The sequence below is a fragment of the Stenotrophomonas sp. YJH_SMC_10 genome, from assembly GCF_059371555.1.
In genome coordinates, this window is the sequence record NZ_JCAFUS010000002.1 from 263,117 (window position 1) to 286,153 (window position 23,037).

General features: G+C 67.7%; 22 protein-coding genes. 12 read left to right on the forward strand and 10 right to left on the reverse strand.

The features are described from left to right. Nucleotides 1-16: 16 nt before the first annotated feature. The 3 genes from creD to AC5P9C_RS04550 all read left to right on the forward strand — a co-directional run bounded on the left by creD (nt 17) and on the right by AC5P9C_RS04550 (nt 3,506). Nucleotides 17-1,336 (forward strand): cell envelope integrity protein CreD, encoded by a 1,320-nt coding sequence (creD, locus tag AC5P9C_RS04540; RefSeq protein WP_053505394.1) that lies wholly within the window; start codon nt 17-19, stop codon nt 1,334-1,336. Nucleotides 1,337-1,346: 10 nt separating this feature from the next. Beyond that, nucleotides 1,347-1,757, forward strand: a complete 411-nt coding sequence (locus AC5P9C_RS04545) for a hypothetical protein (RefSeq protein WP_164082135.1) — start codon at nt 1,347-1,349, stop codon at nt 1,755-1,757. Between the two features lie 156 nt (nt 1,758-1,913). After that, complete coding sequence (locus AC5P9C_RS04550; RefSeq protein WP_326423000.1) at nt 1,914-3,506, forward strand: M20/M25/M40 family metallo-hydrolase; 1,593 nt, start codon at nt 1,914-1,916, stop codon at nt 3,504-3,506. Nucleotides 3,507-3,558: 52 nt separating this feature from the next. Here AC5P9C_RS04550 and AC5P9C_RS04555 read toward each other — a convergent pair whose 3' ends face one another. Beyond that, nucleotides 3,559-3,984 (reverse strand): hypothetical protein, encoded by a 426-nt coding sequence (locus AC5P9C_RS04555; RefSeq protein ID WP_103282676.1) that lies wholly within the window; start codon nt 3,982-3,984, stop codon nt 3,559-3,561. Between the two features lie 228 nt (nt 3,985-4,212). Further along, complete coding sequence (locus tag AC5P9C_RS04560) at nt 4,213-4,551, reverse strand: hypothetical protein (RefSeq protein WP_150827336.1); 339 nt, start codon at nt 4,549-4,551, stop codon at nt 4,213-4,215. A 131-nt stretch (nt 4,552-4,682) separates the two neighbouring features. Between AC5P9C_RS04560 and gltX the strand changes: the two genes are divergently transcribed. Continuing rightward, a complete protein-coding gene (gene gltX, locus AC5P9C_RS04565) occupies nt 4,683-6,086 on the forward strand; it encodes a glutamate--tRNA ligase (protein ID WP_053462516.1) in 1,404 nt (467 codons plus the stop codon). A gap of 34 nt (nt 6,087-6,120) precedes the next feature. Beyond that, on the forward strand, nt 6,121-6,612 hold the full coding sequence (locus tag AC5P9C_RS04570) for a Fur family transcriptional regulator (protein ID WP_004150412.1): 492 nt from the start codon (nt 6,121-6,123) through the stop codon (nt 6,610-6,612). Nucleotides 6,613-6,723: 111 nt separating this feature from the next. Here the strand turns inward: AC5P9C_RS04570 and AC5P9C_RS04575 are convergent, their stop codons facing one another. The 4 genes from AC5P9C_RS04575 to AC5P9C_RS04590 all read right to left on the reverse strand — a co-directional run bounded on the left by AC5P9C_RS04575 (nt 6,724) and on the right by AC5P9C_RS04590 (nt 12,526). Beyond that, a complete protein-coding gene (locus AC5P9C_RS04575) occupies nt 6,724-7,878 on the reverse strand; it encodes an HlyD family secretion protein (RefSeq protein WP_343541343.1) in 1,155 nt (384 codons plus the stop codon). Between the two features lie 10 nt (nt 7,879-7,888). Continuing rightward, nucleotides 7,889-9,562 carry an MFS transporter gene (locus AC5P9C_RS04580; RefSeq protein WP_103282677.1) on the reverse strand — a complete coding sequence of 558 codons (1,674 nt, stop codon included), beginning with the start codon at nt 9,560-9,562 and terminating at the stop codon, nt 7,889-7,891. After that, a complete protein-coding gene (locus AC5P9C_RS04585) occupies nt 9,562-10,128 on the reverse strand; it encodes a TetR/AcrR family transcriptional regulator (protein ID WP_019659167.1) in 567 nt (188 codons plus the stop codon). Before AC5P9C_RS04585 ends, AC5P9C_RS04580 begins: the two co-directional genes overlap by 1 nt. Nucleotides 10,129-10,327: 199 nt before the next feature. Then, nucleotides 10,328-12,526, reverse strand: coding sequence for a TonB-dependent receptor (locus AC5P9C_RS04590; RefSeq protein ID WP_103282678.1), 2,199 nt, complete (start codon nt 12,524-12,526; stop codon nt 10,328-10,330). Between the two features lie 136 nt (nt 12,527-12,662). On the opposite strand from AC5P9C_RS04590, the gene AC5P9C_RS04595 reads away from it, so the two are divergent. Continuing rightward, nucleotides 12,663-13,076 carry a MerC domain-containing protein gene (locus AC5P9C_RS04595; protein ID WP_049470111.1) on the forward strand — a complete coding sequence of 138 codons (414 nt, stop codon included), beginning with the start codon at nt 12,663-12,665 and terminating at the stop codon, nt 13,074-13,076. Nucleotides 13,077-13,186: 110 nt separating this feature from the next. Continuing rightward, nucleotides 13,187-13,366, forward strand: coding sequence for a 30S ribosomal protein THX (locus AC5P9C_RS04600; protein ID WP_004150462.1), 180 nt, complete (start codon nt 13,187-13,189; stop codon nt 13,364-13,366). Between the two features lie 133 nt (nt 13,367-13,499). Here AC5P9C_RS04600 and AC5P9C_RS04605 read toward each other — a convergent pair whose 3' ends face one another. The 3 genes from AC5P9C_RS04605 to AC5P9C_RS04615 all read right to left on the reverse strand — a co-directional run bounded on the left by AC5P9C_RS04605 (nt 13,500) and on the right by AC5P9C_RS04615 (nt 16,825). Further along, a complete protein-coding gene (locus tag AC5P9C_RS04605; protein WP_049470114.1) occupies nt 13,500-14,753 on the reverse strand; it encodes an alkaline phosphatase family protein in 1,254 nt (417 codons plus the stop codon). Between the two features lie 105 nt (nt 14,754-14,858). Further along, nucleotides 14,859-15,350, reverse strand: a complete 492-nt coding sequence (locus AC5P9C_RS04610) for a methylated-DNA--[protein]-cysteine S-methyltransferase (protein WP_049470116.1) — start codon at nt 15,348-15,350, stop codon at nt 14,859-14,861. Next, nucleotides 15,347-16,825 carry a DNA-3-methyladenine glycosylase 2 family protein gene (locus tag AC5P9C_RS04615; protein WP_103282679.1) on the reverse strand — a complete coding sequence of 493 codons (1,479 nt, stop codon included), beginning with the start codon at nt 16,823-16,825 and terminating at the stop codon, nt 15,347-15,349. The genes AC5P9C_RS04610 and AC5P9C_RS04615 overlap by 4 nt, the downstream gene beginning before the upstream one ends. A gap of 290 nt (nt 16,826-17,115) precedes the next feature. On the opposite strand from AC5P9C_RS04615, the gene AC5P9C_RS04620 reads away from it, so the two are divergent. The 4 genes from AC5P9C_RS04620 (at nt 17,116) to ubiM (ending at nt 20,543) form a co-directional block, all read left to right on the forward strand. Further along, entirely contained in the window at nt 17,116-18,279 is a 1,164-nt protein-coding gene (locus AC5P9C_RS04620) for a COG3904 family protein (protein ID WP_343541965.1), read from the forward strand. A gap of 58 nt (nt 18,280-18,337) precedes the next feature. Next, nucleotides 18,338-18,883, forward strand: a complete 546-nt coding sequence (locus tag AC5P9C_RS04625; RefSeq protein WP_270954938.1) for a DUF4019 domain-containing protein — start codon at nt 18,338-18,340, stop codon at nt 18,881-18,883. Between the two features lie 11 nt (nt 18,884-18,894). Then, nucleotides 18,895-19,284 carry an MAPEG family protein gene (locus AC5P9C_RS04630; protein ID WP_053505404.1) on the forward strand — a complete coding sequence of 130 codons (390 nt, stop codon included), beginning with the start codon at nt 18,895-18,897 and terminating at the stop codon, nt 19,282-19,284. Nucleotides 19,285-19,364: 80 nt separating this feature from the next. Continuing rightward, nucleotides 19,365-20,543 carry a 5-demethoxyubiquinol-8 5-hydroxylase UbiM gene (gene ubiM, locus AC5P9C_RS04635; RefSeq protein WP_343541971.1) on the forward strand — a complete coding sequence of 393 codons (1,179 nt, stop codon included), beginning with the start codon at nt 19,365-19,367 and terminating at the stop codon, nt 20,541-20,543. 11 nt (nt 20,544-20,554) lie between these two features. Here ubiM and AC5P9C_RS04640 read toward each other — a convergent pair whose 3' ends face one another. Continuing rightward, on the reverse strand, nt 20,555-20,776 hold the full coding sequence (locus AC5P9C_RS04640) for an RNA-binding S4 domain-containing protein (protein WP_495205097.1): 222 nt from the start codon (nt 20,774-20,776) through the stop codon (nt 20,555-20,557). Between the two features lie 265 nt (nt 20,777-21,041). On the opposite strand from AC5P9C_RS04640, the gene AC5P9C_RS04645 reads away from it, so the two are divergent. Next, complete coding sequence (locus AC5P9C_RS04645; protein ID WP_049470132.1) at nt 21,042-22,979, forward strand: DEAD/DEAH box helicase; 1,938 nt, start codon at nt 21,042-21,044, stop codon at nt 22,977-22,979. The last annotated feature ends 58 nt before the right edge of the window (nt 22,980-23,037 follow it).

Here is a 23,037-nt window from a genome sequence, read left to right on the forward strand (position 1 = left end):
CCAACGAGGATGGACCATGAAATCCCTGAAGATGCTGCTGCGGTTCGCCATTGTCGGCGGGCTGATCCTGTTGCTGCTGGTGCCGCTGATGATGATCCGCGGCGTCATCAACGAGCGCAGCCAGTACCGTGACGAAGCCTTTACCCGGGTGGCCGACAGCCGCGCCGGGGCGCAGCAGCTGGTGGGGCCGGTACGGGTGGTGCCGTGGGTGGAACGCAAGCAGGTTGAACTGGTTGACCCGCTGGGCGTCAAGAAGACCGAGATCCAGGTGACCGAGGGCCACTGGCTGCAGATGCCGGCGTCGCTGGAGGTGGGTGGCGAGATGCTGCCGAGCCAGCGCGAGGTCGGCCTGTTCAAGGTGCCGGTGTACAGCTGGAACGGCCAGCTGAAGGCGAGCTTCGCCGCCGACGACTATCCGGTGAAGGCGGGACGCACGTATGGGCAGCCGTACGTTGCGCTCGGGGTTTCCGATGTGCGTGGCCTGGTGGGAACGCCGAACCTGCGGGTGGACGGCAAGCCGCTGCGACTGTTGCCGGGCGTCGGCGCGGCCAGCGAGATCGGGCGTGGCCTGCATGCGCCGGTAAGGGGTTTCGCGGTGGATCAGGGCGGCACCCTCGCGGCCAGTACCGTTGAGCTGGACCTGCGCCTGGATGGCAGCCGCATGCTGTCGGTGGTGCCGGTAGGTGACGACACCCGCATCGCGCTGCGGTCGAGCTGGCCGCATCCGTCGTTCAGCGGTGCGTTCCTGCCCAACGAGCGCCGCGTCGATGCCGGCGGCTTCGATGCACAGTGGGCGGTGTCTTCGCTGGCCTCCGACGCACAGCGCCAGCTGCGTAGCGACGGCGCCATCGATTCGCAGGCAGTGACGGTGTCGCTGGTCGATCCGGTCGATGCCTACACGCAGGCCGACCGGGCCTCCAAGTACGGCGTGCTGTTCGTGGTGCTGACCTTCGTCGGCTTCATCCTGTTCGAGCTGATCAAATCGCTGCGCATCCATCCGCTGCAGTACCTGATGGTCGGACTGGCGCTGGCGATCTTCTTCCTGCTGCTGATCAGCCTGTCCGAGCACATCGCGTTCTGGAAGGCCTACCTGGTTTCGGCGGTGGCCTGTATCGGCCTGCAGGCGGTGTACCTGGCCAACGTGCTGGGCCACTGGAAGCGCGGCCTTGGTTTCGCTGCGCTGCTGACCGTGCTGTACGGCGCGCTGTATGGCCTGCTGGTGTCGGAGAACAACGCTCTGCTGATGGGGTCGCTGCTGCTGTTCGTGATCCTGGCGCTGGCGATGTGGGTGACCCGCCGGGTCGACTGGTACGCGCTCGGCGCGGACCTGAAGTAAGGAGCGCGCCATGGGCTGGCGCCAGAGTTTCCGGCAACGGGCGCGGCAGGGCATTCCGGCCCTGCTGGAAGTGGATGCACTGCTGCAGGCACATGGCGTGCTGGCGGCCCTGCCGGGGGCACGGATCGCCCCCGGCCTGGTCCGCTTCCAGCTGGCGGCGGTGACCTGCGAGGGACTGCGGGGCCAGGGACTGGCCTGGTTGCAGGACGCGCGGCAGGGACGCGGCGCGCTGGCGGGGAAGGTGCCGCGCTACCGGCCATGGAAGGCCGGGGCGGACGCGCTGGCCGAGATCGGCATCGGCGGCCTGCCCGATGACTGGCCTGCGCATGCAGCGGTGTACGGTTGCAGCAGCTTCGACCGGCGGCACTGGTTGCTGCTGCTCCCGGAGCGGGCGCAGCTGTGGCTGGGGTGGAGTGGGTGAAGCGGCTTGGCAGGTGCGAACCAAGCACTCTTCTGTGGGTGCGAACCGTGGTTCGCACGCTTCTACCGCTGTCCATGACCGATGGGACGGTATCCGCCCGTCCCTGCTGGCTAGACTCGGTGGGTTGATGATCGAGCCGAAGGGCAGGGGTGCGATGTGTTGAAGTGGGGTGTGCTGGCCGTAGCGCTGGCGATCGGGGGCAATGCCGTGGCGCAGCAGCGCGAGGCGGTGGACCTGGACATGGTCAGCCGCATCCGGCAGGAGGCGTTCCACCGTTCGCAGGTGATGGACACCTTCAGCTATCTCACCGAGCGCATCGGCCCGCGCCTGACCAACTCGCCGGCGATGGGCCGCGCCAACGCATGGACCCGCGGCAAGTTCACCGAATGGAAGCTGGACAACGTCCACGATGAAGCCTTTGATGACTTCGGCCGTGGCTGGGAGTTCACCTCGGCCAGCGTGGAAATGCTGGGTGACCGCATCCAGCCGCTGCATGCGCTGCCGAAGGCCTGGACGCCGGGCACGAACGGGCCGGTCGAAGGCGAACTGGTGCAGGTCGACATCAAGAAGCCCGAAGACATCGAGAAGTACCGCGGCAAGCTGCGCGGCAAAATCCTGCTGCTGGGCGAGGCGCGCGAGTACAAGCGCGGCACCGAACCGGATTCGCACCGGCACGACGCGACCTCGCTGGAAGGCCTGCAGGCGTTCACCGTGCCCAAGGACCAGGACGCCACCGCCGAGCGCGCCAAGCGGGTCAAGGAATACCAGGAGCGCCAGCTGCTGGCGAGCAAGGTCAACGCCTTCTTCGTCGAAGAGGGCGCGCTGGCCTCGATCAGCGTCAGCAGCTGGGACAACGGCATCATCCGCGTCGCCGGTGGCGGTTCGCGCAAGGCCGGCGAGGCGGTCGGCATTCCCGAGCTGGCGATGATCAGCGAGCACTTCAACCCGCTGGTGCGCGCGCTGAAGGCCAAGCAGCCCGTGCGCCTGCGCGTGGACGTGGCCGCGCGCTTCACCGACGAGGCCGACCAGCCCGGCTACAACACGCTGGCCGAGATCCGTGGCAGCAGCAGGCCCGATGAAGTGGTGATGATCGGTGCGCACCTGGATTCCTGGCACAGCGGCACGGGCGCAGCCGACAACGCCGCCGGCGTGGCGGTGATGATGGAGGCGATGCGCATCCTCAAGGCCACTGGCGCCAAGCCCAAGCGCACGATCCGCGTGGCGCTGTGGAGCGGCGAAGAGCAGGGGCTGATCGGCTCGCAGGCTTATGTGGCCAAGCATTTCGGCCGGTTCCCGGAGCCCACCGACCCGGCCCAGAAGGCGCTGCCGGCGTCGCTGCGCGAGCCAACCGGTGCGCTGCAGAAGACCCGCGATTACAGCAGGTTCCAGGTCTACTTCAACATGGACAACGGCTCGGGCCGGTTCCGTGGCATCTATGCGCAGGAAAACCTGGCGGCGATGCCGATCTTCGAGGCCTGGCTGGCCCCGTTCCATGACGTGGGCGCCACCACCGTGGCCACCCGCAACACCGGCAGCACCGACCACATCAGCTTCGACCGCATCGGCCTGCCGGGCTTCCAGTTCATCCAGGACCGGCTGGACTACTTCACCAATGTCCACCACAGCCACCTGGACACCTGGGACCACGCCGAGCCGGAAGACCTGAAGCAGGCCGCGGCCATCGTCGCCTCGTTCGCCTACAACGCCGCGATGCGCGAGCAGCCGTTCCCGCGCAAGGCCGAACCCTAAAAGGGGACGGAGGGGATTAAGTCGTATCTCCCCTCCGTTGCCGTAGACCCTGTCAGTCGGGTATCGAGACGATCTGGTTGATGGCCGGATCGATCGCGAACACTGCCCGGAGTGATGGCCTGCCGTCGAGGGTCTTCACCTGATCTGACACACTCGCCGCCTGAAAGTAGGTCGTTCCGTCATGCTGCATCAGGGGCCGGAGATCCAACGGCGCGCTGGCAGGGTCTGACAGCTGTGCCAGACACAGCCGTCGCCCGCAGCTGAAGTCCAGCACTGTCCGGGCGTGGCCTTCCGCCGAAAGGCCACTCTGGAGGTGGCTGGCAAACAGAGCGGTCGACTCCGACAGTTCCCTGTCTGTCGAAGCTGCCGCGTGCATGGTGTTGGTCATGGCAGCGAAGGCGCCGGCGCTTGCAAGTAGCCGGTCGATTCGGTTTTCATCCAGTGCATTGTCGTAGATCAGATCGGCCTCCTTGGGCACGTCACCCGGGAGACGAGTCGCTGGGCGGCGATTTGCACCCGAACGACCCGCTACGCTGGCGGGCTCTCGCTCAGTGGCGGTGGGCGCGTTTGTGGAAGAGCGGTGTGAGTTCTGCGCAGCAGAACGATGTGAAGGGTCGTTTATCGAAAAGTGCCATGCCAGTGCACCGGCCAATGCCGAGGTCACCAGGAGCCAGAGAGCTGTTGCTTTCGCCTTCATATGGAGCGCTCAGGTTACTGGCCCGGTTTCCACAAGCGCTTCGCCCTTCTCGGCCGTCTTGGTTACCCAGCCACCCCTGCTGTCCCAGACGGAAAAGCCTCCTCCTGGCCGCGTGGAAACGACGCACGAATTCTGGCACGTGTAGTAATGGCTGTTGATTTTGACTGTTGTTGAAGCCTTCGATTCAGCCAGTCCAAAGAGGGCAACTGCAGACAGGCTCGCCATCACGCAGACCGCTTTCACCGCGCTGGATTTCAGACATCCTCGATCAATGAGGCCCTGCTTGCGCTGGGCTGCGGTACCGCCCGATCCGGAGGCGTTATCTGATCCGATGGTTGGAGGGGTCATTGAAACGTCCTTGCCTCATTCCAGAATATTCAGGTTCCGTTGGGGCACGAATGGCGGCTATGGGGAAAGTTGCAATTGCAGGGGCAGTGAATCCGGTAAAATCGGGGGGATTCCCGTTCCTCGAGCCCTCCATGACCTGCCGCACCCGCTTCGCCCCCAGTCCCACCGGTTATCTGCATATCGGTGGTGCCCGCACCGCGCTGTACTGCTGGCTGGAGGCCCGCCACCGCGGCGGCGAGTTCGTGCTGCGCATCGAGGACACTGACCGTGAACGCAGCACCCAGGGCGCGATCGACGCCATCCTGGAGGCGATGGACTGGCTGGGCCTGGATTACGATGAAGGCCCGATCTACCAGACCGACCGCGTTGCCCGCTACCGGGAAGTGGCCGAGCAGCTGATCGCTGAAGGCAAGGCGTACTACGCCTATGAAACCCGCGAAGAACTGGACGCCATGCGCGAGGCCGCCATGGCCAGGCAGGAGAAGCCGCGCTACAACGGCGCCGCGCGCGAGCTCGGCCTGCCGTACCGGGACGACCCGAACCGTGTCATCCGCTTCAAGAACCCGCTGGAAGGCACGGTGGTGTTCGATGACCTGATCAAGGGCCGCATCGAGATCGCCAACAGCGAGCTGGATGACATGGTGATCTTCCGCCCGGATGGCTACCCGACCTACAACTTCGCGGTGGTGGTGGACGACTGGGACATGGGCATCACCGAGGTCATCCGCGGCGACGACCACATCAACAACACCCCGCGCCAGATCAACCTGTACGAAGGCATCGGGGCCCCGGTGCCGAAGTTCGGCCACATGCCGATGATCCTGGACGAGCAGGGCGCCAAGCTGTCCAAGCGCACCGGTGCGGCCGACGTGATGCAGTACAAGGACGCCGGCTACCTGCCCGACGCGCTGCTGAGCTATTTGGCCCGCCTGGGCTGGTCGCACGGTGACCAGGAGCTGTTCAGCCGCCAGGAGCTGATCGACCTGTTCGACGTGAAGGACTGCAATTCCAAGGCCTCGCGCCTGGACATGGCCAAGCTGGGCTGGGTCAACCAGCACTTCCTGAAGACCGAGGACGTGGCCAGCATCGTGCCGCACCTGGTCTACCAGCTGCAGAAGCTGGGCCTGGACGTGGCCGCCGGCCCGGCCCCGGAGGACGTGGTGATCGCCCTGCGTGAACGCGTGCAGACCCTGAAGGAAATGGCCGAGAAGGCCGTGGTCTGGTACCAGCCGTTGACCGAGTACGACGAAGCGGCGGTGGCCAAGCACCTCAAGGCCGGTGCCGAGGTCGCGCTGGGCAAGGCCCGCGAGCTGCTGGCGGCGTTGCCGGAGTGGACCGCCGAGGCGGTGGGCGTGGCCCTGCATGACGCGGCGGCGGCACTGGAAATCGGCATGGGCAAGGTCGCCCAGCCGCTGCGCGTGGCCATCACCGGCACCCAGGTCAGTCCTGACATTTCCCACACCGTGTACCTGGCCGGCCGCGAGCAGGCCTTGAAACGCATCGATGTGGCCATCACCAAGGTAGCAACGGCCTGACGCATCCCCGCCAGGCCCGAACCGGAGAACACGCATGCCCGCCAAGACCGCCACTGCCTGTACCGCCCCGCACCACCACGTCCACGACGCATCGGATTTCGTGGCGGTGGTCGAGCGTGTCTCGCGCGAACGCGGGCTGCGCCTGACCCCGATCCGCGCCAATGTGCTGAAGCTGATCGCCGAGGCCGGCAAGCCGGTCAAGGCCTACGAGCTGCTGGAATGGGTGCGCAACGGCAAGGGCGTGGGCGCGGATGCCCCGCCCACCGTGTACCGCGCGCTGGACTTCCTGATGGCCAACGGGTTCGTGCACAAGCTGGAATCGGTCAATGCCTTCGTGGCCTGCCATCACCCCAGCAGTGCCGCGCATTCGGTGCCGTTCCTGATCTGCAACAGCTGCCACAGCGCAGTGGAGCTGGAGGACCGCGAGATCGTCACCCAGCTGGAGAAGCGCGCCAAGGAACTGGGCTTCCAGCCACAGGCGCAGACGCTGGAAGTGCACGGCCTCTGCGCGCGCTGCGCCGGCTAACGCAACGGTAGTGCCGGTCGCTGGCCGGCATTTTGGAAACGGGGTCAGATCCCTTTGCCAGTGGCAAAGGGATCTGACCCCGTTTCATATCGGCGCGACAGGGCCTGCGTCCTAGTCCATCGGCTTGGACCGGGTATCCACCCGCACGATCACCGACATGCCGGGCCGCAGCTGCGCGGCCAGCTTCTGGCCTTCATTGATCGATATCCGCACCGGCAGCCGCTGCACCACCTTGGTGAAATTGCCGCTGGCGTTGTCCGGGCGCAGCACGCTGAATTCCGACCCGGTGGCCGGCGCAATCTCCTGCACGCGGCCCCGCAGCACCTGGCCCTGGAACGCGTCCACTGAGAACGTGGCCGGCTGGCCGATCGCCATTCCCCAGGTCTGGCCCTCCTTGTAGTTGGCCACCACCCACAGCGTATCGGGCACCAGGAACAGCAGCTGCGAACCGGCCGCGACGTACTGGCCCACGCGTACGCTGGCCTCACTGATCTGGCCGTCGCGCGGCGCGTGGATCACCGTGTTGGCCAGGTCGATGCGTGCCAGCTCCAGCTGCGCCTGGGCGCTCTCCACCTGGGCCTCCAGGCTCTTGCGCGCCACCTGGGTCGATACCAGGGTCTCCTCGGCGATGCGGATCTGCGCCTGCGCCTGTTGCACACTGGCCTGTGCCGACGCCTGGGTGGTGCGGAACTTGTCGCGGTCGTTGATGGACACCAGCTGCTGCGCCGCCAGTTCCTCGTAGCGTTTCAGCTCATTGCGCGAGCGCTGCAGTTCCGCCTGGCCGGCCGAGAGCGTGGCGCGGGCGGACGCAATCTGTGCGCGGTTCTGCGCCTGTGACTGGTCCGAATTGGCCAGCGCCGCGCGCGCGCTGTCCAGCGTCGCCTGCGCCTGGGCCACGCGCTGCGCATGGATGCGGTCATCGATGCGCAGCAGGGGCTCGCCCTGCCGCACATGCTGGAAATCCTTCACCAGCACTTCGGTGACATAGCCGTTCACCTGGGGTGCCATCACCGTGATCTGCCCGCGCACGTAGGCGTTGTCGGTCACCATCACGCTGCTGGTGAACGGCCACAGGTGCCACGCGCGCAGGATCAGCGCGATGCCCAGCAGGGCCACCACCACCATCACTACCACGCTGCGCGCGCTGGGCTTGAGGTATTTCGGCGCGGCCGCCGGTTCAACGGGCGTGGGCGCAGGCGCCGCGTCGGTCGGCGGCGGTGGGGTCACGTTGTCGGCGTCGTCGGGTCGGGGCGGGACGGGGGGCATGGTCGAGAACTCAGCGGGGCGCGGCTGGCGTGGCCGCAATGGGAGGAGTGGGGTGGCGCTTGCGCCATTGCTTGAGTACGGCAGTGCGCAGCGAGAGCAGCAGCAGCCAGCACAGGAAGCCGATCGCCAGCCAGCCGCTCAGCGTGAACACGTCATTGAAGCCACGCACGTTGGCTTCGCGGCGCGTGGTCTGTGCCAGCTGCGCGCTGCCCTGCGCACTGCGCAGCACCGGGTCGGTGATCTGCGCAGCGTACAGCTGCTGCTGGATGCGCAGGCGTTGCGCGACCACCGGATCGGCCGGGTCGAGCTGGCTGGTCAACGCGCTGGAATAGAGTTGCTCCCGATGCAGCTGGAAGGTGCCCAGCACTGCCGAGCCGGCCAGGCCGCCCAGCGTCTGCGTGATCGACAGCGTCACCAGGAAGGTGATCATGTGGTCCACGCCCTGCTTCAATGCGGCGGAAATGCCGAGCATGATCAGCGGGCCCATGAACATGCCGGCGCCCACCGACGCCAGGAACTGGCTGACATAGAAGTCGTGCGGCCGATCGAGGCTGGTGCGGTGCTGGTCGAAGAACGCGGCGGTTCCCAGCAGCAGGATCGCCATCAGCAACTGGGCGATCAACCGCTTGGGCCCGAAGGTCAACGCGGCGCCGGCGATGCCGGTGACCACGCCGGCCAGGATCACCACGAACAGCGGGCGCATCTGGTCCGGCCCCATGCCCAGCGTACGCATCAGGTTGACCACCCCGTAGGACTGCTCGGTGGTCAGGAAGCGGATCAGGAAGGCGCCGACGATGAAATGCAGGACCGGCAGCGTCGACAGCCAGCGGATCTGCAGCAGCGGATTGCGCCGGTAGTGCTCGATGATCAGGGCGGTGGTGGACAGCACGATCGAGGCGATCAGCGCCCAGCCCAGCCACGCTGTGTTGAGCCACCAGCGCGTGTAGCCCTGCGCCAGTACGATCACCAGCAGGGCAACGGCCGGGGCAAGCAGGGCGAAGGTGAGGAAATCCAGCGGTTCGAAGGCCTTGACCTGGATGCCCGGCGGCAGCTTCAGCAGCACCACCGCCGCGAACGCACACAGGGCCAGACCGGCCTCGAACGAGTACAGCTGGTGCCATTGGCCGGTATCGACCAGGCCCGGCGAGACGATCCAGGCAATCGGCACCGCCAGCTGCGAAAGGCCGACACCGATCACCAGCAGGTTGCCCGTGAACCGTCGCGGCAGTGCCTGCAGCATGTACAGCGTGCCCAGCGTTGAACACGCCGCGCCGGCGAAGCCGCTGGCGGCACGGGTCAGCATCGTGGTCTCGAAGCTGCCGACGAACAGGTGCAGCACCGCCAGCGCCGCATACAGGCCCAGCCCGATCTCGGCGAACAGGCGGATGCCGTACTGCTGGCGGAACTTGAAGGCCAGCAGGTTGGCGGTGACGTTGACCATGGCATAGGCCGCTACCAGCCAGCTGCCCTGGGTCGGTGTCAGTGCCAGCTGGCCCTGCAGGAACGGCAGGTTGGCGGTGACCAGCGCATTGCCGAGGCCGCCGGTGATCGCCACCAGCAGCGATACCAGCGCATAGGCCGCGCGCCGGTACGGCGGGTGCCAGGGCATCGACGCCGAGCCGGGCATGGTCGGCTTCTCATGCTCCTCCCAATCCGGAACCGGCTTCAGATACGGCTGGACCATCAACGGGCCTCGCTGGCAGCTCCCTGGAGACCCCCACGCAGCAGCTGCAGGGCGCGCCCGGCCAACTGGGCGCGCTCGTCGCGGGTCTTGCCGCGCAGGGCCGCACCCAGCATGCCCGAGATCAGTGAAATATCCGTCTTTTCCAGGTCGGCACGGCACAGCCCGGCGGCCTTGGCGCGGGCGATCGGTTCCTCCAGCAGGTCGCGCACGGTCTCGCGCGCGGCGCGCATGGACGGCACGTCCGAATCAACCGCACGCCAGTAGTCGGCCAGTGCCGGCGAATCGATGATGCGCTGGGCCATGCCTTCGAACACCTCGAACAGGGCGTCGTCGCGGTCGCCGAGCTGTTCGACCTGGCGCCGGATGCGGTCGACCGTGCGCTGCAGCAGCGCCTGGATCAGTGCGGTACGGTCGGGGAAGTTGCGGTACAGGGTGGCGCGGCCCACCTGGGCACGTTCGACCACCAGGTCCAGCGGGGCGGTGACGCCATGTTGGCCGAAGACATGATCGGCGGCGTCGAGGATGAGGGCACGGCGGGCGGCAGCATCGGCACGTTGAGCGGTCATGGATTGATTTTCGGACAAAATTGTCCGTTTGGCGAGACAGTGAGTGACGGGATTGTCCGGTTGTTGTCGTACGCACATCTTTGTGACGGATGCGTGATGGCACGGGGTGAAAAGAAAACGGGGGCCCGAAGGCCCCCGTGGAATGGCTTGGGGTCAGAGCCCGTTCCTTCGGAAAGGGATCCGGCCCCGCCGTGCGCGGTCAGAAGAACGCGCGGATGCCGAATGCGACACCACGGCCCGGCAGCGGCGAGTAGTCGCGCAGCAGCGAGGTATGCGGACGCACTTCGCGGTTGGTCAGGTTGCTGCCATCCAGGAACACCTCGTAGCTGTTGCTCGCGTTGCGATCCCAGCGGTAGGCCAGGTGTGCATCGACCAGGGTGTAGCCGTCGCTCGGTGCTTCGTTCTGGGCGACATCCTTCTGGCGGCTGTAGCGCACCGCACCGACCGAGGCACGCCAGCCATCCTTCGACCAGCGCAGGTCGGCGCCGACGCGGGCCGGGGCGATGCGCGGCAGGTAGCCGGTGTTGGCCAGCTCCACCGTGTAGTTGTGGTTGTGGTCGCCGTGCGGCACGGCGATGTCCAGGTTGCGGCTGCCGCTGCCATCCAGCTTGGCCTTGACGTAGTCGCCGAACAGGCGCAGGTCCCAGTCACCGGCGCCGCCCTCGAACAGGTGCACCAGCGCTTCGGCCTCGGCGCCGCGGAACACCGCGTCCTGCTGGGTCCAGGCGCGCACCGGCAGCCCCTCGGTAACGCCGGTGTCGGCCAGGTAGATGAAGTCCTTGAACTTCGTCTGGTAGACCGACGCGGAGAAGTCCAGGCGTTCGCTGTGGGTGTGAATGCCCAGTTCCACGCGCTGGCCGCGCTCGGTCTTCAGGTTGGCATCGCCGATTTCCAGCGAGCGGGTGGCGATGTGCGCGCCGGCGGCATACAGCTCTTCGTTGGTCGGTGCACGCTCGGAGCTGTCCACGCCGATGCGCAGGTCAACCGCATCGTTGAGCTTCCAGATGCCAGCGGCAGACAGGTTGGTGGCGCCGAACGTGCGGCGGCGGTAGTCACCGCTCGGGTCCAGCTTGACCTGGTCGTGGCGGCCGCCCAGTTCCAGCTTGAACGGGCCGAACTGCTTTTCCTGCAGCACGAACAGGCCGATGTTCCGGGTGCCGGTATCCGGTACGAACGCTTCTTCACCCTTGGCGCCGAAATCACTGTTGCCGAACTGCAGGCCGAAGGCACCATCCCAGCCGCCGATCTGCTGCTGCACGGCTTCCAGGCGTGCCTCGATGCCGCGGTTGGTGAAGCGGGTCGACGGCGTGCCGGCCTCCAGCTCCACGTGCTCGTAGTCGGTGTAGGCCACGCGCGCGTTGATGTTCTTCAGGAACGAGACCGGGTCGTAGATGCCGGCCTTGGTCTCGAAGCGGTTCTGCACCATGTCGATGCGCACGTCGTGCTCGTCACCGCCTTCCTCTTCATCGCCATGATCGTGGCCGTGGTCGTGGTCATCGCCGTCGGCATGCACGTGCGCGCCATTGGGAATGCCGTAGTTGGTGCGGTAGGTGCTGGCCGATACGCCGAAATAGCCGCCGTCGCCCAGCCAGGTCGCACCGACGCCACCGGCGCGGGTACGGATGGAGCTGTTGTCGAGGCGGCCGCGACGCGGTTCTTCGCCTTCGGCCGCTTCATGGTCGTGATCGTGGTCATGGTGGTCTTCCAGGCTGTCGATCACTGCGTAGCCGGGAATACGGTAGTCATCGCCGTTGCGGACCAGGCCATCCACGTGCAGCACGACGTTGCCGCTGACGCCATCGAGGCGGAACATGCCACTGCGCTCGTTGTTCACCGAGTTGCCGCGCAGTTCGGCGCGGCCGCTCAGCGGTCGCTCCGGCAGTTCGCGCGCGATGCGGCCATCGACCACATTGACCGCGCCGCCGATCGCACCGCTGCCGAACAGCAGGGTGGCCGGGCCTTTCAGGACCTCGATCTGGTCGGCCAGGAACGGCTCGATGCTGGTGGCATGGTCGGCGCTGACGGTGGAGGCATCCATGTTGCCCATGCCATTGGAGAGCACCGCCACGCGTGGGCCCTCCTGGCCGCGGATGATGGGGCGGCCGACACCCGGCCCGAAGAAGGTGCTCTGCACGCCGGGCAGCTTGGCCACGGTATCACCGAGGGTGCCGGCCTTCTGCTCGTCCAGGCGTTCACCGGCCAGAACCTCCACCGGGCGTGCCAGCGATTCGGCGTCGCCCTGCAGCGGCGAAGCGGTGACCTGCACCGACGACAGTTCAGTCAGGTGGCGGTCACGGTGGGAATCGTCTTCGCCGGCGGCGAAGGCAACGGTCGGGAGCAGGGCGGTCAGGGCCAGGGCGAGGGAATGCGGCTTCAACCGCGGGGTACGGGCGGGCATGGGCAGGTCCTTTGTTACACTATATCAATCACGGGGCGCACGAATCCCGTCGATGGGACAGGGGGAGGGGACACCGTGCGGGTCGGGAAGGGATGTTATATTATTCCATAACGATTCGCCGACCCTGCTGGAAGTCATGTCCCTGTCCTCACGAATGCGCCATCTGCTTGACCGTTTCGGTGCCACGGGTTCGATGCTGTGCGCGGTGCACTGCGCGGTCATCCCGGTGCTGCTGGCGGCGGCGCCCTCGCTGGGCCTGTCGTTCTGGCTGAGCGATGGGGTGGAGCAGGGCCTGGTGGTGTTTGTGACCCTGCTCGGGCTGTTCAGCCTGGTCTGGGGCTACCGCCGCCACGGTGCGCTGCGTGCGCTCGGCTTCCTGATCCCCGGCCTGGTCGCGCTGTGGGCCGGTGTGCTGTACGACCCGCTGCACCACAACGCGGTACCGCATGCGGTGGTGATGACCATCGGCGGCCTGCTGGTGGGGGTGGCCCACTTGGTCAACCTGCGCCTCAACCATGGCCACGTGCACGACGCCAGCTGCGCGCACTAGGTGCTCCGTGATAGGATTTTCGATCGTGCGCGGGGGCGCCCAGCAAGGCGGCCCCGCCGAACCCGTGTCAGTACGGGGTAACCAGATTTCACACTTGAGGAGTTGAAGACATGGGTAAGGGTGACCGCAAGACCGCCAAGGGCAAGCGCTACAACGCCAGCTACGGCAACGCCCGTTCGCACACTGCGAGCAAGGTCGCCGTAGGCGCCGCCGCCCCGGTTGCCAAGAAGACCGTGGCCAAGGCTCCGGCGAAGAAGGCCGTTGCGAAGAAGGCCGTCGCCAAGGCCTGATCCGGCCGACCGACCGGTCCACGAAGAACGCGGCGCCTGGCGCCGCGTTTTTTTATGCGCGTTCTTGTAGCGCCGAGCCCATGCCCGGCTGGCCGGAAATGCAGCCGAGCGCGGGCTCGCCGCTACAACCGCATCAGCGCAGGATCTGCTTCAGCGTGTCCGGGTTGCCATCGTTCGGTGCGGCCGGCACCTGCAGCAGATGGGCCAGCAGCGGATAGACGTCCACGTTGTCGAAGCCGTCGATCACCAGGCCCTGGCGGAACGAGGGACCCTTGGCCACGAACACCGCGCGCATGGAAGGCAGGGCATTGTCGTATCCGTGCGAGCCCCGATCCCGTCTTGCGCGCTTGGCGATCTTCTCCAGGTGCAGCGCGTCCCAGCCCTCATCCATCGCACAGACGATGGCCGGCACCCGCGGATGCGTGCCGTAGTGCCAGCGTGCCGGCAGGTTTTCCTTCTTCCAGCACGCGTAGTGTGCGTGGCGGCCGAGCAGTGCGCGCTCGGCCTCCTTCTCGCGACCGGCCACCGGTACGAAGCCGACCGACTGGCCCTGGCTGACGTTGCGCGCAATCGACGGGTCGGCCATCGATTCGGTGGAAATCACCTGGTCCTCAGGCACGGATGCCATGCCATGGTCGGAGACCACGATCACGTTGGTGGTCGCCGCCAGCCCGCGCTGCTGCAGTCCATCGAGGACCTGGCCGACGATCAGATCGGCGCGTGCGATCGCATCGGCGTACTGCGTCGACTCGGGGCCGTAGTTGTGGCCGGCCTTGTCCACATGCTCCATGTACAGCGTGGTCAGTCGCGGCGCGTCCGCGTCGGTCTGTGCCAGCCAGTCCAGCACGATGCCGGCGCGCTGTTCCAGGGGCTCCGTGGCGTCGTAGACGCGCCACTGGCTCGGGCGCACGCCACGGATCGCCGATTCACTGCCCGGCCACGAGGTCGTTGCAGTGCGCACGCCGACATTCTCGGCACCGACCCAGATCGGTTCGCCGCCCCACCACGCACTGGTGGTGACTGCCTCGCGGTTGCTCAGCTCGAACCGGCCCAGCGCCTCATCGTCCATGCTGTTGTTGACGATGCCGTGGTGGTCAGGGCGCAGGCCGGTGACGATCGTGTAGTGGTTGGGGAAGGTCAGTGAAGGGTAGGACGGCGTCATCCAGCGGGCGCGCACGCCGCCGTCGATCATCCGCTGCAGGTTCGGGGTCAGCCCGCGGTCCAGCGCGTCGGCGCGCAGGCCATCGATGGAGATCAGCAGCAGCTTCGGCGGCGCGGCCGCAGCGACGGACGCAGGGGGAACGGCGGCGGAAGGGGCGGGCGCGGTGCTGCAGGCGGCCAATGGCAGCAGCAGTGCCAGCGAAAAGGTCAGGCGTACGGAAGTCATCCGTGCATGATAAGTCGGTGCAATTACCGGCCCAAGACACGGCGCGCCAGGACCGTCCGGGGTCAGATCCCTTTTTCCACCGGAAAAGGGATCTGACCCCGATGCTCAAGCGAACAGCGGGGCCTGGCGTTGTTCCAGTCGCAGCAGCGCGGCCTTGGTTTCCAGGCCGCCGCCGAAGCCGGTCAGCGCACCGTTGCTGCCGATCACGCGATGGCAGGGCAGGATGATCGGCAGTGGATTGCGGCCGTTGGCCGCGCCCACCGCGCGGGTCGCGCTGGGCTGGCCCAGGTGCTGTGCCAGCTGCAGGTAGCTCCAGGTCTGGCCGAACGGAATCAACGCCAGTGCCTGCCAGACACGCAGCTGGAACGGAGTGCCGCGCGGTGCCAGTCGCAGGTCGAACCGGCGGCGTTCACCGTGCAGGAACTGCAGCAGCTGTTCGCGCGCTTCCGGCAACGCGTCCGGTGCGTAGTGCCAATCATCGCGCCCGCGTGCGGGGTGGCGGTTCTCCGGGAACAGCACATGCGAAAGACCGCGCTCGTCGCCGGCAATGGTCAACACGCCGATCGGGCTGTCGAAACGATCGAACAACAGGGTCATGTCGGTTCTCCAACAAAGGTGCCGGACAGGTGCCACAGGTGCAGCACGGCGTAGGCGCGCCACGGGCGCCACGGTTGCGAGCGCGCTTCGGTCGCACGTTCGCTCAGGCGCTGGCCCCGCGCGTGGCCGAGGACCTGCTGCAGTACAAGATCGCCGGCCGGGAACGCATCGGGCTGGCCGAGCCCGCGCAGGGCGATGTAATGCGCGGTCCACGGGCCGATGCCGGGCAGTGCAACGCAGCGCGCAACGAATTCCTCCACGGCCTGGCCAGGCCCGAAGTCGAGCTGGCCGCTGGCGCAGGCCGCGGCCAGTGCGCGCACGGTGGCCGCGCGGCTGCGGGGCAGGCCGATCGATTCCAGCGGTGCTTCGGCCAGCATCGCAGGTGCCGGGAACTGGCGATCGAATGCCGGGGGCATGCCCGGCAGGTGTGCGCCGTAGGCATCGACCAGGCGCCGCGCGAAGGTGGTGGCCGCGGCCACGCTGACCTGCTGGCCGAGCACGGCACGCACACCCACCTCGAAGCCATCCCAGCCGCCGGGCACGCGCAGCCCGGGGCGTTCGGCGATGCCACGCGCCAGCAGCGGTTCTTCGGCCAGTGCGGCGTGGACCTGCTGCAGATCGGCATCCAGATCGAATACGCGACGCACGCGGCGCACGATGTCCGGGATCAGGCGTGGATCGACTGCTCCCAGCTGCAGGCGCAGCTCCGGGCGCTTCGGGTCGGCGGTGACGCGCAGCAGGGTGGGGCGCTCGGGTGTGCCGAGCACGCGCTGGTAGCTGTCCTCGCCGATCAGCTCGATGCCGGGCAGGCTGCGCTTCCGCAGGAACGCCAGCATGCGCGCAAAATCCAGGGGGGGGCGGTAGGCCAGACGCAGAACCAGGCCGTCATCCTCTGCGGCCAACGGCGGGTGCTGGCGACGCAGTGCGCTCGGCGCCATCCCGCAGCCCTGCAGGAAGGCGGTATTGAAACGGCGCAGGCTGTTGTAGCCGGCGGCCAGTGCGACGTCGGTCACCGGCAGCATGGTTTCGGTCAGCAGCTGCTTGGCCAGCAGCAGGCGGTGGGTGGCATGGAGCTGTCCGGGCGTCGCGCCCAGATGCTCGACAAACAGGCGCTGCAGCTGGCGCGCGCTGAGTCCGATTTTCCGCGCGAGGTCAGCGACGGCGTGTTCCTGCAGGAATCCACCGTGGATCAGCGCCAGGGCGCGCTGCACGGCCTGCCCGGCCAACGCCTGCTGCGCCTGTGGTGCCAGTTCGGGGCGACAGCGCAGGCACGGCCGGTAGCCGGCGGCGGAGGCCGCAGCGGCGGTCGGAAAATAGCTGATGTTGCGCGGCTTCGGTGGCGGGGCCGGGCACACCGGGCGGCAGTAGATGCCGGTGCTGCGCACTGCGGTGAAGAACACGCCGTCGAAGCGTGCGTCGCGGGCCAGGCGGGCCCGATCACAGGCGGCAGTGTCGAGGGCGAGAGCGGTGTCCATGGCGCCAGTCTAGGCGGGTGCGGGCGGTGATACTCGCCACATTCGGACATGGATGCTGACGCGAGTCAGGCCGGGTTGCACCCGGTACCCGCGGTAATGCCGGCCGCTGGCGGTGGTAGTGCCGGCCGCTGGCCGGCAGCAATAACACGGCGTCCTGCGCGGCCGCGCGTGCGTGTCGGCCTCGTTCCACACGCTTTCCCAAGGGTCAGAGGGGGTTCAGTGCCACGCGCTGAATGCGCGCCCCGGGCGGGTAGACTGTGGCTCTTGCCCACGTGAAGACCGGTTGCCCGATGTCCGCCAAACTCCGCTGGTTGCCCCTGTTGTGCCTGGCCCTGGCGGGCTGCAGTCAGCTGGAGAATCCGGGCAACGTGACCGCAGCCGACAAGGCGGCGCGGGCACCGGCCAGCGATGGCGAGAACATGGTGTCGATCAATGCCGCCGATGCACCGCCGCCGCCGGCACCACCGCGCAGCCAGGGCGATCGGCCGTGGCCGCAGGCGCAGCTGGAGAACGGCCGCGCGTGGGTCAGTTGCAGCACCGAGTACGCCGGCGAGGCTGGCGATGGTGCCGAGCTGGAAGGCCTGCAGCGCGAGCAGATCACCCAGGCCCTGGCACCCTGCGCCGCGCGTGGCCTGGTGCGGGTGCGCTATGCCGGCAAGATCAATCCTGGCTTCGCCGAGATGATGTGGCGGCTGGCGGTGGTCGCCGACCAGCAGAAGATCCACAAGCGCATCCTCGACCTGGATTCCAGTGGTGGCCAGGTGGAATCGGCGATCGTCGCCGGCGACAGCATTGGTGAATCGGGCTGGACCATCTGGGTGCGCGAAGGCTCGATCTGCCACAGTGCCTGCGTGTTCGTGCTGGCCGCAGGTGACAATCGGCTGCTGTCCGGCAAGGTCGGCATCCACCGCATGATGCGTATCAGTTCCAAGGCCACCTCGCGCGCGGAACTCAACCGCGAGCTGCACGAGGTCTACGACAACGTCAAGGACTACCTGCAGCGCAATGGCGTGGCCGTGGGCGTGGCCGACCTGATGATGACCGTGCCCAACCGCAGCCTGCGCCTGCTGACGCCGGAGGAGCTGCGCCAGTTCGGCCTGGACGGCACCAATGCGGTGCAGGACGATCTGGAAAGGATCAAGCAGATGCGTGCCTGCGGCGATGACTTCGTGCAGCGCAAGGATGCCTTCCTGATCGCCTTCGACCAGCAGTGCAAGCGCGACGGCGCCGACATGGAGTCGATCAACAGCTGCGGCCAGGCCCTGAAGCAGCGCTTCGGCTTCCCGGACGCGGTGTGCCCGGAAGAAAGCCCGCTGTCGGAGATCGACGTGGCGACGCTGCCGCCGGCACCGCCGGAGCCGCCGCCGGTGGCCGAACAGGCGCCAGTGAACACCGCCGCGCCCGCCGCGCAGGCTGATACGGCAGCGGTGGAGGGCAACGCCCCAGCACGCTGACAGCATAGTCACCACGCTGGCGTAGACTGCGGTTCTCTCCAGAAAACCGGCGGTGTCCATGAAGCGCGTGCTCCTGCTGCTGTCCCTGCTGCCCCTGACCGCATTGGCGCAGGCACCTGCGCCGGCCACGCCCGCCCCGGCCCCGGCACGCCCGGCCCCGGCCTCGCCGGCAGCCGCGAAACCGGCCACCGCCGGCACACCGGCGCTGACCGCCGCGCAGCAGGCACAGGTGCAGAAACAGGACGCGGAAATGGGCGCGGCTGCATTGAAGGCGGCGCAGCTGGTGGATGCCAATCGCGCCGGCGAATTGTGGGACGGGGCCTCGGCCGTCGCGCGTCGTGCAGTGCCCAAGGCGGCCTTCGTCAGCCAGCTGAGCGCCGAGCGCACGCGCCTGGGGGCGCTGGCCGGTCGTGGCCAGCCGACCATTACCCGGGTCAAGTACAGCGCCGGCGCTGCGGTGCCCGAAGGCCTCTACATCAACGTCAGCTTCCCGACCCGTTTCGCCAACAGCGCGCAGCCGGTGCGCGAGCTGGTTTCGTTCCGCTTCGACGAAGACCAGGTGTGGCGCCTGGCCGGCTACAGCCTGCGCGCGTCGGCGCCCTGAGGAGATGAGCGATGGCAACTGAACTGACGATGCTGGCCTGGTCGGTGCTGCTGGGTTTTGTCTATATCTTCGCCACCTCCACCGTGGTCACCCGCGAACGGGGAATGAAGTGGAATGCCTCGGCACGGGATGGCGACGCAAGGCCGCTCAGTCCGCTGGCCGGTCGCCTGCAGCGGGCCCAGGCCAACTTCCTGGAGACGTTCCCGTTCTTCGCCGCCGCGGCGATCGCGGTCGTGCTGGCCGGGCGCGGCAACGACACCACCGCGCTGGCCGCGCAGGCTTACTTCTGGGCGCGCGTGGTCTACCTGCCCCTGTACGCCGCAGGCGTGCCCTACGTGCGCAGCCTGGTGTGGCTGGTGTCGCTGCTGTCGATCCTGGCGCTGGTGTTCGCACTGCTGTGATCCGGGCCTGATCCAGATCAAGGCCGCTCAGCTGCGCGGCGCTATGCTGGCGCGGACGGAATCAACGGCAGGAGGCGCGCATGCGCAGGATGGACGTGGTGGTGGTCGGCGCCGGACCGGCGGGCCTGTGTTTCGCGCGTGCGCTGGCGGGCAATGGCCTGCAGGTCGGGCTGGTCGAAGTGCAACCGCGTCAGGCGCTGGCCGAAGCCGCCTTCGATGGCCGCGAGATCGCGTTGACCCATGCCTCGCGGCAGAGCATGGAGCAGCTGGGGCTGTGGCAGCGCCTGCCGCAGGCCGAAGTCGCTGAACTGCGCGATGCCAAGGTGATGAACGGCAGCTCGCCGTTCGCGCTGACCTTCGCCAGCAGCCAGGTCGACGGCCAGCCGCTGGGCTGGCTGGTACCCAACCATCTGATCCGCCGTGCTGCCTGGGACGCCGTGCAGGGCCAGGATGGCCTGCACCTGTTCGACGGGCGCAAGGTGCTGGGCGCGCAGGCCGATGCGCAGGGCCACGTGGTCACGCTGGACGACGGCAGTACGCTGCACGCGCGGCTGCTGGTCGCGGCCGACAGCCGCTTCTCCGCCACGCGTCGCATGCTCGGCATCGGTGCGCAGATGCGCGACTTCGGCAAGTCCATGCTGGTATGCCGCATGCAGGTCGAGCGCGACCATCACCACACTGCCTGGGAATGGTTCGGCTACGGCCGCACGATGGCGCTGCTGCCGCTCAACGCGGGCCAGGCATCGGCGGTGATCACGCTGCCGCCGCGGCAGATCGAACAACTGCTGGCGATGGACGAGGTGGCTTTCGGTGAGGCCATCAGCGCCTGCTTCGAACACCGCCTGGGCCGGATGCAGCCGGTGGCCACGGCGCAGGCGTATCCGCTGGTGGGGGTGTACGCGCACCGCTTCGTCGGCGAGCGATCGGCGCTGATCGGCGATGCCGCCGTGGGCATGCACCCGGTCACCGCGCATGGCTTCAACCTGGGCCTGGCCAGCGCACAACGACTGGCGCAGGGCATCGTCGAACAGCAGCGCCGCGGTGCCGACATTGCCGCCGCCGGCATGCTGGCCCGCTACCAGCGCGGTCATCGGCTGGCATCGCGTCCGTTGTATGAAGCCACCAATGCGATCGCCAGCCTGTACACCGACGATCGCCGGCCGGCACGGCTGCTGCGGGCGGCCGGCCTGCGCGTGGCGCAGGGCGTGGCACCGTTCAGGCAGTTGATCGCCACGCACCTGACCCAGCGCGTGGCCTGAACCGCTTCAGCTCAGCCGGCGGCCAGCACGCGGATCTGGCTGTCGGCGAAATCGACTACCTGGCCCGCGCGGATCTTGCAGGCCTTGCGCAGTTCGACTTCGCCGTCGACCCGTACCTGGCCTTCGCTGATGACCATCTTGGCCTCGCCGCCACTGGTGACCAGGTCGGCCAGCTTGAGCAGCTGCTTGAGTTCGACGTAGTCGCCGTCGAGGTCGAATTCGAGAATCTGCATGGAGCGCGTTCCTGGGAGGAGGGCACAGGCCAGCGGCCGGGCCGGGAAGAGGGCGCGTATTGTGCGCCAGCACGGGCGCGACGGCACGTGTGAGGAAAGCTGTATGCCTCGTTCAGCATCAATGCGGTATCATTCCGCTCTGAGCGAGTGAAATCTCCTCCGACCGAGCAGCGCCAGGGCACGCGATAAGAAGGGCGCCCAAAGCGCGGACCATCACCTTTTTTATCGCACTGCCAGGAAGACGGCAGTGCCTTCGGAGTTCCCCATGTCCCAAGATTCCCAAGCGCCGCTGCAGTTCGCGCAGCTCGGCCTGTCCGAGCCCGTGATGCAGGCGGTCACCGCCATCGGCTATGAAACCCCGTCGCCGATCCAGGCCGCTACCATCCCGGCGATGCTGGAAGGCCGCGACGTGCTGGGCCAGGCCCAGACCGGTACCGGCAAGACCGCCGCCTTTGCACTGCCGGTACTGTCCAACATCGACCTGCAGCAGATCAAGCCCCAGGCCCTGATCCTGGCGCCGACCCGCGAACTGGCCATCCAGGTTGCCGAGGCGTTCCAGTCCTATTCGTCGAAGATTCCCGGCTTCCGCGTGCTGCCGGTGTACGGCGGCCAGCCCTACGGCCAGCAGCTGTCGGCCCTGCGCCGCGGCGTGCACATCGTGGTCGGTACCCCGGGCCGCGTGATCGATCACCTGGACCGCAGCACCCTGGACCTGTCCGAGCTGAAGACGCTGGTGCTGGACGAAGCCGATGAAATGCTGCGCATGGGCTTCATCGACGACGTCGAAGCCGTGCTGAAGAAGCTGCCGGAGCAGCGCCAGGTGGCCCTGTTCTCGGCCACCATGCCGCCGCAGATCCGTCGCATCGCGCAGACCTACCTGCAGGACCCGGTGGAAGTGACCATCGCGGCCAAGACCACCACCTCGGCCAACATCCGCCAGCGTTACTGGTGGGTGAGCGGCATGCACAAGCTGGACGCGCTGACCCGCATCCTGGAAGTCGAGCCGTTCGACGCGATGATCATCTTCGCGCGGACCAAGGCCGGCACCGAAGAACTGGCCAGCAAGCTGCAGGCCCGTGGCCTGGCCGCTGCCGCCATCAACGGTGACATGCAGCAGGCCCAGCGTGAGCGCACCATCGCCATGCTGAAGGAAGGCAAGCTGGACATCCTGGTCGCCACCGACGTGGCCGCCCGCGGCCTGGACGTGGAGCGCATCAGCCACGTGCTGAACTACGACATCCCGTACGACACCGAAAGCTACGTGCACCGCATCGGCCGTACCGGCCGTGCCGGCCGCAGCGGCGAGGCGATCCTGTTCGCGACCCCGCGCGAGAAGGGCATGCTGCGCCAGATCGAGCGCGCCACCCGCCAGCCGATCGAAGAGATGCAGCTGCCGAGCGTGGAAGCGGTCAACGACACCCGCATCAACAAGTTCACCTCGCGCATCAGCGAAACCCTGGGTGCCGGCGGCCTGGACTTCTACCGCCAGCTGCTGGAGCGCTTCGAGAACGAGCAGAACGTGCCGGCCATCGAGATCGCCGCCGCGCTGGCCAAGCTGCTGCAGGGTGACACCCCGTTCCTGCTGCAGCCGCCGGTGCGTGCCCCGCGCGAAGAGCGCGCCCCGCGCGAGCGCTTCGACCGTGGCGACCGCCCGGAGCGCGGCGATCGCTTCGAGCGCAACGATCGGGGTCCGCGCTTCGAGCGCGGCCCGCGTCGCGACGACGCCGAAGGTGGTTTCGAGCCGCGTCCGCGCCGCGAGGTTCCGCCGCGTGGTGCACCGGAGCAGGGCATGGAGACCTACCGCATTTCGGTCGGCCACCAGCATGGCGTGAAGCCGGCCAACATCGTCGGCGCCATCGCCAACGAAGCCGGCCTGGAAAGCCGCTTCATCGGCCGCATCGACATCCACGACGACTTCTCGCTGCTGGACCTGCCGGCACAGATGCCGCCGGACGTGCTGTCGCACCTGCAGAAGGTCTGGGTGTCCGGCCAGCAGCTGCAGATGCGTGCGCTGGCCCCGGGTGAAGACACCAACCCGGCACCGCGTCCGTTCAAGCCGCGCTTCGACAAGCGTGGCCCGGGCGGCCCGGGTGGCCCCCGTCGCAGCGGGCCGGGTGGCCCGGCTGGCGACCGCGGCGGTGACCGTGACAGCCGCCCGCCGCGTCGTGACGGCTTCAAGCCGCGCGGCCCGCGCAGCTTCTAAGCCGCAGCCGTCCACACCACCGCCAGCCCCCGGGCTGGCGGACAGAAAAAGGGGACGG